Annotated in this window: 12 protein-coding genes; 7 read left to right on the forward strand and 5 right to left on the reverse strand. The window is 69.3% G+C overall.

Features of this window, described 5'->3' with window-relative positions:
• Positions 1 to 8 precede the first annotated feature (8 nt).
• The 3 genes from CDO52_RS04010 (at position 9) to CDO52_RS04020 (ending at position 2,098) form a co-directional block, all read left to right on the forward strand.
• Entirely contained in the window at positions 9 to 362 is a 354-nt protein-coding gene (locus CDO52_RS04010) for a GNAT family N-acetyltransferase (protein ID WP_017620677.1), read from the forward strand.
• A gap of 277 nt (positions 363 to 639) precedes the next feature.
• The gene (locus CDO52_RS04015) at positions 640 to 1,071 is read left to right on the forward strand and encodes a YjdF family protein (protein ID WP_157745411.1); all 432 of its coding nucleotides are present in this window, start codon (positions 640 to 642) and stop codon (positions 1,069 to 1,071) included.
• Between the two features lie 229 nt (positions 1,072 to 1,300).
• Positions 1,301 to 2,098, forward strand: a complete 798-nt coding sequence (locus tag CDO52_RS04020) for an ArsR/SmtB family transcription factor (RefSeq protein ID WP_017620679.1) — start codon at positions 1,301 to 1,303, stop codon at positions 2,096 to 2,098.
• Between the two features lie 108 nt (positions 2,099 to 2,206).
• Here the strand turns inward: CDO52_RS04020 and CDO52_RS04025 are convergent, their stop codons facing one another.
• Positions 2,207 to 2,770 carry a hypothetical protein gene (locus CDO52_RS04025; protein ID WP_094932211.1) on the reverse strand — a complete coding sequence of 188 codons (564 nt, stop codon included), beginning with the start codon at positions 2,768 to 2,770 and terminating at the stop codon, positions 2,207 to 2,209.
• Between the two features lie 111 nt (positions 2,771 to 2,881).
• Positions 2,882 to 4,114, reverse strand: a complete 1,233-nt coding sequence (locus tag CDO52_RS04030) for an MFS transporter (RefSeq protein WP_017620682.1) — start codon at positions 4,112 to 4,114, stop codon at positions 2,882 to 2,884.
• A gap of 73 nt (positions 4,115 to 4,187) precedes the next feature.
• On the opposite strand from CDO52_RS04030, the gene CDO52_RS04035 reads away from it, so the two are divergent.
• Both CDO52_RS04035 and CDO52_RS04040 read left to right on the forward strand, forming a co-directional pair.
• Positions 4,188 to 5,075, forward strand: coding sequence for a TetR family transcriptional regulator (locus CDO52_RS04035; protein ID WP_017620683.1), 888 nt, complete (start codon positions 4,188 to 4,190; stop codon positions 5,073 to 5,075).
• A gap of 92 nt (positions 5,076 to 5,167) precedes the next feature.
• Positions 5,168 to 6,232, forward strand: coding sequence for a hypothetical protein (locus CDO52_RS04040; RefSeq protein WP_017620684.1), 1,065 nt, complete (start codon positions 5,168 to 5,170; stop codon positions 6,230 to 6,232).
• Positions 6,233 to 6,339: 107 nt separating this feature from the next.
• Here CDO52_RS04040 and CDO52_RS04045 read toward each other — a convergent pair whose 3' ends face one another.
• Both CDO52_RS04045 and CDO52_RS04050 read right to left on the reverse strand, forming a co-directional pair.
• Positions 6,340 to 6,705, reverse strand: a complete 366-nt coding sequence (locus CDO52_RS04045; RefSeq protein ID WP_026126165.1) for a hypothetical protein — start codon at positions 6,703 to 6,705, stop codon at positions 6,340 to 6,342.
• A gap of 646 nt (positions 6,706 to 7,351) precedes the next feature.
• The gene (locus CDO52_RS04050) at positions 7,352 to 8,422 is read right to left on the reverse strand and encodes a PrsW family glutamic-type intramembrane protease (protein ID WP_232524377.1); all 1,071 of its coding nucleotides are present in this window, start codon (positions 8,420 to 8,422) and stop codon (positions 7,352 to 7,354) included.
• A gap of 277 nt (positions 8,423 to 8,699) precedes the next feature.
• On the opposite strand from CDO52_RS04050, the gene CDO52_RS04055 reads away from it, so the two are divergent.
• Positions 8,700 to 9,344 (forward strand): GntR family transcriptional regulator, encoded by a 645-nt coding sequence (locus tag CDO52_RS04055; RefSeq protein ID WP_017620687.1) that lies wholly within the window; start codon positions 8,700 to 8,702, stop codon positions 9,342 to 9,344.
• Positions 9,341 to 10,660 (forward strand): MFS transporter, encoded by a 1,320-nt coding sequence (locus CDO52_RS04060; protein WP_017620688.1) that lies wholly within the window; start codon positions 9,341 to 9,343, stop codon positions 10,658 to 10,660. Before CDO52_RS04055 ends, CDO52_RS04060 begins: the two co-directional genes overlap by 4 nt.
• A gap of 163 nt (positions 10,661 to 10,823) precedes the next feature.
• Here CDO52_RS04060 and CDO52_RS04065 read toward each other — a convergent pair whose 3' ends face one another.
• Positions 10,824 to 12,647 carry an acyl-CoA dehydrogenase gene (locus CDO52_RS04065; protein WP_017620689.1) on the reverse strand — a complete coding sequence of 608 codons (1,824 nt, stop codon included), beginning with the start codon at positions 12,645 to 12,647 and terminating at the stop codon, positions 10,824 to 10,826.
• Positions 12,648 to 12,822 lie beyond the last annotated feature (175 nt).

The raw sequence follows: 12,822 nt of genomic DNA on the forward strand, positions 1-12,822 counted from the left end.
ATCTCCACATGAGTGACCGGAGCCCGGCAGGTGAACAGCTGCGGACCGCCCGACTGTCGTTGCGGCGCCCGACCGAGGCCGACATCGACGCGATCTCCGCGATCCACCGTGACCCTGAAACTCGCCTGCACAACCCCTCCGACGCGCTCGCCCGGCTCGACGAGGCCGGGGCACTGTATCGCTGCTGGCACGACCAGTGGCAGCGGTGCGGACACGGGTACTGGGTCGTCCGACGCCCCGGATCCGCCCGGCAACTGGGCTCCGGCGGGATAGTGCGCGCTGGACCGACCCGGGCAGAGCATCGCGACGGAACCGGATACGACGGCCCCAACTGGATCTACGCAGTAGGGCTACCGAACTGAGCAGCCCCCGGACACGAACAGACCTCAGCGAATGCTGTGTCCATGGCCGTCCGACGTTCTGCGATGACCCACTCGCCACGCGGCCTGCTGGGCGTTCCGATGGCCAGCTGAAAATCCACATGACGTGTCGCTTCCCTCCTGTTAGCGTTCCATCGCTGGTCGCACAAACCTCACAGCCCGGTTGGTAGTCCGGGCGGCCACATCCCATGGCTCGTTGTCCGGTCCCGCCGGAAACCAGATGCGCCAGGTCCGTAGTCACGCGTACCTGGAGGTCGTCATGGGAGCACGCTTTACCGTCTACTTCGAAGCCCCGTTCTGGGTCGGAGTTCTGGAACTCGACGATGAGGAGGGCGTGCGCGCCGCGCGCCACGTCTTCGGTTCCGAGCCCACGGGGCCGGAGCTGCTCGACTTCACCCGCCGCCACTTCCTCGATCTGTACGACCGCGCCCTCGCCTGCCCGCCCGTCCCCGCCGACGAGCTGCGGCGAGCGGATCGGCTGCGGGCGCGCCGCGCGGCCCGCGCCGCGGCCAAGGACGCCAAACGCCTGTCCGACCGTCCGTCGACCGCTGCTCAGGAGGCGATGCGCGTCCAGCTCGAGGAGGGGAAACGGGACCGGGCAGTCTCGGCGAAGGAGCAGCGCGCCCAGCGGGAAGAGCACCGTCGCGCGGCACGGATCGCCAAGCGACGGGCGCGGCGGCGCGGTCACTGATGGCCCCGCTCGGCCCGCCGCCCGGTTCCTGTTCGACGGAACCGGTGACCTCATGCTCAGGCAAGCGGCGGTGCCGACGTAGGGGTTGCCCTGCGCTGATACCGCTCCTCTGGAGCGACACCGGAACCGGGCGCGGCCGGTGGCCGCGTCACCGAACACCATTGACATGCAACCGTATGGCTGCCTATATTTTTATGCAGCCATACGGTTGCATGTTTGGAGTGGCGCGATGGACGAGGTGTTCAAGGCGCTGGCCGACCCCAGTCGCCGACGGCTGCTGGACAGCCTGAACGCCAGGAACGGGCAGAGTCTGCGGGAACTGGGTGCCGGACTGGACATGTCGCGGCAGTCGGTCAGCAAGCACCTTGCGGTTTTGGAGTCCGCGAACCTGGTCACCACGGTGTGGCGCGGGCGGGAGAAGCTGCACTACCTGAATGCTGTCCCCATCAACGCCATCGCCGAACGCTGGATCAGTCAGTACGACCGAGCGCGGGCGAGCGCGCTCGCCGACCTGAAGAACGCATTGGAGGGGGACACCGTGGCGAATCCGGAGTTCGTCTACACGACCTACATCAACACCACGCCGGAGCGGCTCTGGCAGGCGCTGACCGACCCGGCCTTCACCCGACGCTACTGGGGGCCGGCGTTCGAGACCGACTGGGCGGCCGGATCGCCCATGGTCTGGGAGGAATCCGGGGTGCGGACCGCCGATCCGCAGCAGGTGGTGCTGGAATCCGATCCCTACCGCCGACTCGCCTATACCTGGCATACCTTCACGCCCCAATGGGCCGAGTCCGCCGGGGTCGGCGAGGAAACCCTCGCCACGCTGGCCGCCGAGCCGCGGTCGAAGGTGACCTTCGAGATCGAACCGCGCGGGCACATGGTCAAGCTGACCGTCATCCACGACGGGTTCGAACCTGGCAGCATCGCACTCGAAATGGTCCGGGAGGGGTGGCCGCATCTGTTGTCGGGCCTCAAGACCCTGCTGGAGACCGGAGAACCCCTTCCCGCCGAACCGGCCGGGTAGCAGGGGCGTCGACCAATGTACGACAGGCGGCACGGTTCCGGCCAGTGCGTCCATGCACCAGCCGGCTCGTGCGCCCGTATCGACCGCATGGCCGTCCGGTCCTGCGCTCTAGTCCTTCTCGCTGCCCGGGTGCGGCTTCTGCTCCTGGGTTCGGAAATAGGTGATGGCGGCGGTGACACCGACGAGCCATCCGAGGATGGTGGAGGTGCTGTCGGCGCTGTAGGGCAGGAACCAGGTCAACGGGTTCGAAGAGCCGGACGCGTAGTCCGGGTATTGGACGGCGTGCTGCCCTCCGACACACAGATGGGCGTGGAGCGGCTCGTAAGAGTACCAGCCGAAGTCACCGCTTTCACTCGCTGTGGGCTCCCGGCCGTGTTCAGCTGACGAGTACACCATCTGGGCTTGGGTGTAGGACTCGACGCTCATGCCGATGACCGATGCAAGGGCGATGACCGCCCAGCCGAGGATGAAGACGGTGAAGGCCGCTTTCGACGGGGTAATTCCGGTGAGCACCGCGTACATGAGTCCGGGTGCGATGGTGACCGTGGTCAGCAGCCCCGCGATGCCCGGAAGCGACGCGAGGGTTCCTTGGGCGAGGGCGGCGATGACGGCCACGACGGTCGCGGCGATCAGGGTGGCGGTCGTGATCAGGGTTCGTCGCTGAGGGGTCATGGGCCGGAAATGTACCGGTTGGTCATGACGGGGGCGCGTGCCGCGAGGACGTCTCAGCGCTCATGGAGCGGACCCGTGCGGGCGGGTGGCGACGCACAGGGTGGTCGCCTGTCAGCGGGATCGTTCTTGGGAGGCGAGGACGAGTGCGGCGCCGACGGTGAGCACGGTGGCGAGCGTGTAGAGCAGTACGTCGAAGCCGTGCGGTGTCACCACAGCCGCGAGTTGGGGACCGAGGCTGGCTCCGACGAAGAACCAAAAGGTCGACAGTGAGATCGCCGTGGAGAGCGCCGTGTCGGTTCGGGCGCCGACGGTCTGCAGCATCGCCGGGGCGGTGATGGTGATTCCGGCGGCGAAGGCCATGAGCAGGACGGCCATCGCCGTGCTTCCCGGCGACATAACACCGATCACCAGCAACGCCACCGCGCTGAGCAGCATCGCGAGGGTGACTCTGACGTCGCTGCGGATTCGGCTCAGCCACGGCGTCAGCAGTGGGACGGCCACCATCACCGGTAGCGCGCTGGCCCGCAGGGCGACGAGGTCCCGGGGGTCGGTGACGATTCCGCTGAGCTGGATCCCGGTGTACACCGCCACGAAGGAACCGAAGACGGCGGGCGTCGCCGCGTAGAGCAGGCGCAGGCGCGGAGCACGCAGCAGGGCGGGGATCGCTCGGTACGCCTCCAACGGCGAGGCCGTCCCGCCGCGCGGGTGAGGCAGCATCACGAGGAGCAGGATCACCGCCATGGCCGCGAAGCCGGCCGCGCTGGCGAGGAAGACCGCGCGCCACCCGAGTGCGTCGCCGATGGTTTGCGCCGCCAACTGGCCGACAACGGCCGACGCGAGGAACGACGTCGTCACGGCGGCGGTGGTGAGGGCGCGGCGCGAAGGCGCGATCCGCTGGGCGATGTAGGCGAGCACGGTGGGCGGGAACGCCGCGGTCGCGATGCCCTGCAGGACGCGGAGCGCGACGGCCGTTCCGAAGCCCGGGGCGGCCGCGATGAACGCGGTGGTGATCGCGGTCGCGGCGAGTCCTGCGACGATGACGCGCCGGTGGCCGTAGCGCTCGGAGAGCGGGCCGAACAGCACGAAGCCGCCCGCGTAGCCGAACCCGAAGGCACTGGCCATCCACGTCATGGAGGTCGCGGGCGTGTTCCAGTCGTCGGCCAGCTGGTCCATCAGCGGGATCACCGCGTAGAGCTGACCGGTGGCGAGCAGCGCTGTCAGGACGAAGGCCGTGATACTGCGGGCAAGCGGGGCATAGGCGGGCGCGGGGGTTTCCGCTGACGGGGCGAGGCGCGGAGGGGTGCCTCCGGCATCGGTGCATGGTTCGGGCGAGGTTCGTGGCATGACGGGGACGATAATCTTCCGCAACACGAAATGCAAACCAACTAGTTGGATTGGGAGATGCTAGGCTAGACCCATGACGAGGAGTTCCGATGCCACCAGGAAGTCCCTGCTGGAGGCGGCACGCGCGGAGTTCGCCGCACAGGGCTTGGCCGGTGCGCGCGTTGACCGCATCGCCGATCGAGCGGGGATCAACAAGGAGCGCATCTACCGGTACTTCGGCGGCAAGGACGGACTCTTCGACGCCGTCATGGCCGCCGCACTCCAGGACTTCGCCGAGGTCGTCGCCCTTCCCGCGCACGGCGGTGACATCGGCGAGTACGTGGGTCGGCTCTACGACCACCACCAGCGCCACCCGGAGATGGTCCGGTTGCTGCTGTGGGAGGGGCTCGACGACCGCGGGCCGACGGAGGGCCACGCCGAGCACTACCGGCGCCGCAAAGAGGCCCTGGCCGCCGGTCTGGGGCGGGCGGCGGACGCGGAGGTGGGCCGCGTGATGCTCACCCTCTGCGGCCTGGCGAACTGGCCGAACTCCGTCCCGCAGGTGGCGCGGATGCTTCTGGGGGACGAGGCGCCCGACACCCCCGATGGGCGGGCGAGGATGCGTGCTTTCCTGGTGTCGTTCGCCCGTGCGGCGGTTGAGCGCGACACCGCTGAGGGCGACATCGCGGTGCCGGACGGGCGCGAGGGGGGAAGTAGTCAAGAGGTTGACCGTCAAGCGGTCAATGGGTTGACCGACGGGGGCGTCGATACGGCCGCCGATGACCTCCGCCGGGCCCTGGCGGAGGCCGACGCGGCCCGCGACCGCCTGATCTCCGCCATGCGCGCCGAGCACGACGGAGGCCGGGGTACCAGCGCCAACCGCCTGGCGCGCAAGGTCGACGGTCTGATGTCCCGCCCTCTCGTGTTGCGTGCCCTCGCCGGGGGAGACCATGTGGAACAGGGGGTCGAGGACGGCGCTTGACGCGGTGCGTCGGCACGGCCGATCCCCCAGAGAACAGGGGAGTCTTGGTGCCGATGGGGAACCAGATGCCGATTCGGGGCATCAAATCGACTATGGACCCCGCTACCCCCAGCGCGGAGACGAACGCGTATCTAAGAAACGACGGCACCCTCGACGCTGACACGTTCGCCGAAGACATCGCGAGCGTTGTCTGCGGCTACCCCGACTGCGATCCCGACGTGCTTCTCGGCTGGGCCGCCGGCCGTCTGGCCGAGCAGGCGACCGGCGACGAGGCCGCCCCGTTGGCCGTCGGGCTCTACGCGGCACGAACGTATCCCTACTGGTACGTGCGGCATCCCGCTGTCGTCCGCCGGATGATCGACGCGGTGCGCACCGCGTCGGCGGCCCTCGACGCGGCGGACTGCCCGCACCTCGAGGGCGACGGGCACCCCGGGCTCGATGCCGCGGACACCTACACCGAGGAGCTGGCGGACCTGATTCCGCTCCTGAGCGACGAGCAGCGGTGGGATGAAGAGATCGAGGACATGGAGACCCTGAACGCGGAGCCCCGCGACGGGTGGCTCTGCCCCGGCTTTCTGGCCGGACTCTCCCGGGAGGTCCTCGACGACCTGGAGCGCGCCATCCAGCGCATCACCGAGCCGCCCGACACCGACCACCTGGACGCGCGCTATCTGAGCGAGGACGGCCGGGCCGACATCGTGCGGATCACCCGCGACCTCGGCGACGGCCGGTGGCGGGACCCCAAGGACCCGACCGGAACCGTGGGCGTGTGGGCCGCTCGGCGGCTGATCGCGGGTGCGCGGCCCGAGGAGCGGTTGCCGCTCCTGCTCCTCGTCTGCGCGGCCGCGCGACGCTGCGCCTGGGAGCAGGTCGCACCGGCCGCCGTCCACGTCTATCGCGAGGCGCTGGCGACGGTGGATGCGGCCCCGCTCGCAGCCCCGTGCCCGCACGACGACGGGCACCCGACGGCCGCGGTGCCGGACCGGAGTCGGATGGCGCTGGTGCGGGCACTGCGCGCGCCCGACGCGCACGCCGATGAGGTCGACGACACCGTCGAAGTCGATCAGGAAGCGGTCCGCTGTCCGAAGTACGCGGCGGAACAGGCGAGGGACGCACTCGACTACAGCCGTCGGTATCTCCGGCTGGATGAGGAATGAGGACGCCCATCACGCTCGCCGACCGGTCACCACCGATGGCAGAGCGGGGAGAAGGAGGCGCGGAGAGGCGCCGAAGCGGCAGAGGGCCGCTGCGCACGGCTCGCGGTCTACGCGGCCGCGAGCGTGTGGTGCCTGCCGTGCTCGAAGCTACGGCGGAGGGAGAAGGGACGCAGCAGCGCCGCGGCGCCGACGGGGTCGTTGGCGGGGTGCTCGACGGTCGTGCCCACGGCGTCGTGCCAGAAGAACTTGCCATCGCGGCACCAGACGTTGATGCCCCGCATCACGGACATGACGGCGAGGTCGGAGCAGCCGGCGCGGTACATCGGCCGAGCCATCACGGCATCGAGCTCATCGCGCAACGCCGAGATCGCGCTCTGGGCGCAAAAGGCATGGCGCGGGCGGTGCTTGACCCGGTTCGCCAGCGACGATTTCAGTCGCGCGACGCGTGGGTTGTTCAAACGCCTGTGACTCAAAGCGACGTCTCCTGCATCTAGGGGAGCCGTGGTGGGGAGTGCCGCTGTCAAGATGCGGCCACACATCCACGGCCGGATCCCAGGTCAGGCCCTGCTCCGGCGATCCAGGGGGAGGGGCGGCCGGTGCAGGTCGTTTGACCCGTGATCTCCACAAAGGCAACAGATAACAGAAGGGGTTGTTACCTGCTAGTTATCCTTCGCGATCCGGATAGTAGCAGGAACCCGCCCCCAGGGGTCGACCCCGAAAAATGTTGCCCATGTCACATAAGTGGTCGGCCCGGTTGATTGTCATGGATTTTGTTTTTGCAGGGCATGGCAAGGGAATCGAATGTATGATCGAACCCCGGCGGGTGCTCGGGAGGGAAGGGGATTCTTGGTGAGGTGTCGGCTGTGTCACCGCATGTCCTTGCGCCGCGTGTCGACGCGAAAGCGCAGGATGACGGCGTGTTGCTTGCGGTGAGTTCACCGCGGCATTGCGTGATGTTTGGCGGCCCGCTGGCGGGTCGCCACCCGCGTCGCCCGCCATGGCGGCGAATCCGCCGCTTGACACGTGACGCGATGCCGGTCGAACGCGCGGTAGATGCATGAGGTGGAGGGGCGCCGTGGTGATGGCGGCCCCTCCGTCCGCGTCTGTGGTCGGCCGCGGTCAGTCGTCGGGTTCCTCGTGCGTCTCGGGGACGTCCCGCCGTTCCGAGCCTGTGGGGTGATCCGGTGCGACGGGGGCGCCGGGCTGCCCGGTGGGAGCCGGGCGCACCGGCCCTGCGGCTCCCCGGTGCCCTGGAGGCCCGGCGGGCCCTGAGGGCGCTGCCAGACTGATTGCCTCCCTTCGGCCGCGTCCGGTCATCGCCAGGACCCACAGCCAGAGGACGCCGATGGCGGCGATCACGAGCAGGCCGACGAAGTCGAGCAGATTGACCAGATTGGCCTGCGCCTGGGTGGGCGCGGGCATTCGGCCGATCCGCAGCAGCAGGGTCTGCCACGGCAGCCCGGTGAACATCAGCGTCAGCGTGATCGCGATGCCGTGCACGGAGTCCCAGAGCGCGTGCAGGACCGCCACACCGACGAACGTGCCGATGACGCCGGGGGTAAACCGCCAGCTCGGCCCCGCGGACGACGCCGCGAACAGCACGCCGCCGAGGATGGCCGTCCACAGCCCGTGCCCCACCGGCGCCAACAGGCCGCGCAGGACCTCGGTCTGCACGAGCGCGACCAGGTCCAGCCCCTGCGCGGTCACCAGCGAGTTGAGCGCGTAGCCGGCGCTCTCGAACGCCGCGAAGCCGAATCCGACAGTCGCGCCGAGCACGAGCCCGTCGCGCCGCGTCCGGTGCGTGAGGTCGCGGGCGACGAAGAGCAGCGCGAGCAGCTTCACGAACTCCTCGATGGTGCCGACGCCGAGGTACAGGAGGGGAGACGGGTGCAGGAGGTAGCCCTCCAGCAGGGAGGCGCCGAGCACGCCCAGGATCCCGCCGACCACGAACGCGGTGAACAGCGTCTCCACGGTGACGTTCCCGCCGCGGTCGCGCTCGTAGGCCCAGGCGACGAAGGTCACCGGCACCAGAAAGCTGCCCAGCAGCACGATGGTGGGCAGCAGGTTGGTGTTCCCCGTCAGGAAGGTGACCACCACCGTCGCGACCCACAGCAGCAGACCGCTGAAGAAGATCGTTTGCCACGTCCGCATCTTCGGCGGCGACGTCATCGGGGCGTGCGGCGCGTGCAACGGCAATCCCTCCCGTCCGCGGAGAAGAGCCCGGTCGGGCGGCCGGTGATGTGGCCGTCGATGGCGCCATGGTGGCACCCGCGCCCGGCAGCCCCGGGACGTTCCGGGGCCGTTGGGGAAGTCCTGTCCCTCGCTTGAACGATGTTTTCGCCGAGCGACGCGTGGGGCGGGACATCGCGTTGCGGGTCCGGCCATGGCGGAAGGGCGGCGTGTCTCTCCTCACTATTGCCGCTCTGGCCTGGGAGGACGCACCATACGCCGGTAGCTTAGATACAACATGAATACAACGCCGTCCGCGACAGATCGCGCATATGAGTACACGAAGGACGCCATTCTCACCCGCCGCTACGGGGGCGGCGACCTGGTCAGCGAGGGCGACATCGCGGCCGGGGTCGGGGTCTCCCGCACGCCGGTGCGCGAGGCGCTGCTCCGGCTCCAGGCCGAGGGGCTGGTCCGGCTCTTCCCCAAGCGCGGCGCGCTCATCGTCCCCGTCTCCCAGCAGGAGATCGACGACGTCATCGAGACCCGCCGCCTCGTCGAGGGCTTCACGACGGAGCGCGCGGCGGGACTGGCGGAGGCCGAGCGCGTCGCGCTCGTGGACGCGCTCGGCTCGTATCTGGACGTGATGCGCGCGCACGTGGCCACCGACAAGCGCGCGTTCGTCGTCGCCGACCGCGAGTTCCACCGCGCGATCATCCGCGCCGCCGGAAACCAGGTGCTGATCGACCTCTATGAGACCCTGCGCGACCGGCAGCTGCGCATGATGGAGGAGGGCGCGCGCACCGTGGAGCGGCTGCGCGCCAACATCGACGAGCACGCCGCCATCATGGACGCCATTCGCGACGGCGACGGTCCGGCGGCGCGCGAGGCCGTCCGGGTGCACATGGACGCCGCAGGGGCGATGCTCGGGGCGCGCCGGTGAGCGTCGACGCCCGGGAACGGGCGTGCGATCAGACATCCTCTGACGGGACATCCGCCGACCCGGCCGGTGGTGGCGGCCAGGCCCCGGGTACCGGGATCGAGCCTCCGGGCGGGGCCCGGGCCTGGCTGGTGTGGGGCGTCGCCGTCGGCGTCTACTTCCTGGCGATGTTCCACCGCAACGGGCTGGGCGTGGCGGCGCTGGAGGCCCAGGAGCGCTTCCACGTCGGTCCGGCGCTGCTGTCGGTGCTCCCCGTCGTGCAGCTGATCGTCTACGTGGCGCTCCAGGTGCCCACCGGGGTCATGGCCGACCGGCTCGGCCCGCGCAAGACGCTGCTGATCGGTCTGGCGGCGATGACGGTGGGCGTCGCCATGTTCGCGCTCGCCCCGAGCATCGAGGTGGCGATCACCGCCCGGGTGCTCATCGGCCTCGGCGACGCGGTGACCTTCCTCAACGTCATCCGGCTGGGCGCCCTGTGGTTCCCCCGGAAGCAGTACGCCCTGGTCAGCGCGTTCACCGGGACGATCGGCGGCCTCGGCCAGGTGGCCAGCGTCGTCCCGCTGTCGGCGGCGCTGCACCAGCTGGGCTGGACGGCCGCCTTCCTGGCCACGGGCGCGGTGACCGGCGTGATGATGCTGCTGGTGCTCCTGGTGGTCCGCGACCGGCCCGCGGGGATGCGCGCGACGGCCCACCACCACGCGCCGGTCCCGGTGCGGGTGAGCCTCGTGGAGGCGCTGCGGGCGCGCGGTCCGCGCGTGGGCATGGCCAGCCACGTGGTGCTGCAGGCGCCCTACACGATGCTCGCGGCGCTGTGGGGCTACCCCTTCCTGGTCGAAGGGCTGGGCATGGCCCCGGCGGCGGCCGGACTGGTGTTGACCGTTCTGGGGGTCGCCACGCTGTGGGTGTCGCCGGTCCTGGGCGCGTTCATCGGCCGCTTCCCCCGCATCCGCGCCGTTTTCGGCGTGGGGCTAGGCATGGTGCTCAGCGCGGGTTGGATCGCGATCGTCGCGTGGCCGGGCGGACCGCCCGTTGCGCTGGTCATCGCGCACTTCACCGTCGCGTGCGCGGCCATGGCGATGGCGGCGCCGATCTCCTTCGACTTCGCCCGTGACGGCATTCCCGCGCAGCGCACGGGCGTGGCGTCGAGCCTGGTGAACATGTCGGGGTTCACCGCCGTGGTGGTGACCGTGCTGCTCGCCGGGATGATCCTGGAGTCGGGTGCCGGTTTCCAGGCGGCGTTCGTGCCCGTCACCGTGACCACGGTGCTCGGTACCGCCGTGTTCGCCGCGCTGCTCCGGCGCTACCCGCGCTCCACCTGACGCGCGCCCTCGTCCCCTGCCCCTGTCGTTGATCTCGGGGATATTGGGGCAAGAATCGCCGCGGAGACCCCAATATCTCCGAGATCAACGGGGGAAGCGGCGAGACGAAAAAAGCGGGTGAGGGGGGTACTTCCCTCACCCGCTGGTCACCCGGACCGACGTGTTAGAACGCCGATTCGGGGACGTCCATCAGGTCGAGCGTGGTGTTCTCGGCGATCTTGCGCTCGGCGGACAGGCGCGGCAGGACCTGGTCGGCGAAGAACCGCGCGGCGGCGATCTTGCCGGTGTAGAAGTCCTTGTCGCTGCCCTCGGCGCTGTCGAGGGCATCCAGCGCGATCGCGGCCTGGCGGAGCAGCAGCCAGCTCAGCACCACGTCGCCGAAGCCCATGAGCAGGCGGGTGGCGTTGAGGCCGACCTTGTAGAGCTCGCGGGTCTCCTCGGCGGAGCGCATGGCGTCGCCGACCATGATCTCGACGATCTTCTCGACGTCGGCCGCGGCCTCGGCGAGGAGGGCGCGCTCCTCCTTGAGGCGGCCGTTGCCGTTGTCGCTGCCGGCGAAGGCCTTGATCTCGCCCATCAGCGCGCCGAACGCCTGACCGTTGTTCTTCACGATCTTGCGGAAGAAGAAGTCCTGCGCCTGGATGGCCGTGGTGCCCTCGTAGAGGGTGTCGATCTTGGCGTCGCGGATGTACTGCTCGATCGGGTACTCCTGCAGGTACCCGGAGCCGCCGAGGGTCTGCAGCGACTCGGAGAGCAGCGCGTAGGAGCGCTCGGAGCCGACACCCTTGACGATTGGCAGCAGCAGGTCGTTGAAGGCCTCCAGCTGGCTGTGGTCCTCGCCCTTGTGCTGGGCGATCTGGATCGCGTCCTGCTGGGTGGCGGTGTACATGACCAGCGCGCGCAGGGCCTCGGTGTAGGCCTTCTGCGTCATCAGGCTGCGCCGCACGTCCGGGTGGTGGGTGATGGTCACCCGGGGCGCGGTCTTGTCGGTCATCTGGGTGAGGTCGGCACCCTGCTTGCGCTCCTTGGCGTACTCAAGGGCGTTGAGGTAGCCGGTGGACAGAGTGGCGATCGCCTTCGTGCCGACCATCATCCGGGCGTACTCGATGATGAGGAACATCTGCCGGATGCCGTCGTGCTTGTCGCCGACGAGGTAGCCGATGGCGGGGTGCTTGGCGCCGAAGGTCAGCTCACAGGTGGTGGACGCCTTCAGGCCCATCTTGTGCTCGACGTTGGTCACGTAGGCGCCGTTGCGCTCGCCGAGCGAACCGTCCTCGTTGACCAGGTACTTCGGCACCAGGAACAGGGAGAGACCCTTCGTCCCGGCCTGGGCGCCCTCGGGTCGCGCCAAGACCAGGTGGAAGATGTTCTCGGTCATGTCCTGCTCGGCCGAGGTGATGAAGCGCTTGACGCCATCGATGTGCCAGGTGCCGTCGCCCTGGTCGGTGGCCTTGGTGCGGCCGGCGCCGACGTCCGACCCGGCGTCGGGCTCGGTGAGCACCATGGTGGCGCCCCAGCCGTTCTCGATGGCCTGGAGGGCGAACTTCTTCTGCGCCTCGTTGCCCTCCTGCCAGAGGATGTTGGCGAAGCCCGGACCGGCCGAGTACATGTGGATCGAGGGGTTGGCTCCCAGCACCAGCTCGGAGGCGGCCCACACGAGGGAGCGCGGCGCGCCGAGCCCGCCGACCTCCTGGGGCAGGTCCAGGTTGTACCAACCGGCGTCCATGTAGGCCTGGTACGACTTCTTCAGGCTCTCGGGGATGGCGACCGTGTTGGTCTTGGGGTCGAATACCGGGGGGTTGCGGTCGGCGTCTTCGAACGACTCAGCCACGACGCCGGTGGCGAGCCGGTTGACCTCATCAAGGATGGTGCGGGCCGTGTCCTCGTCCAGCTCCTCGAACGGGCCGTTCCCCAGCACGTCCTGGCGCTTGAAGACCTCAAACAGGTTGAACTCGAGGTCACGGAGGTTGCTCTTGTAATGCGTCATGGGGCGCGCTCCGCTGTGTCGTGGCCGCTGTCGGCGCAATGCTTCTACTGGCTAGTAACAAGCACATGTTACTACTCAGTAGTAGTGATTTGCCAGGGGGTGTCCAGACTGTCGGAATCCTCGCCCCCGCAGGGGGTTTCGCCGGATACGCCCGGGGGCGCCGACCGGAACCCCG

The sequence above is a fragment of the Nocardiopsis gilva YIM 90087 genome (assembly GCF_002263495.1).
GTDB lineage: Bacteria > Actinomycetota > Actinomycetes > Streptosporangiales > Streptosporangiaceae > Nocardiopsis_C > Nocardiopsis_C gilva.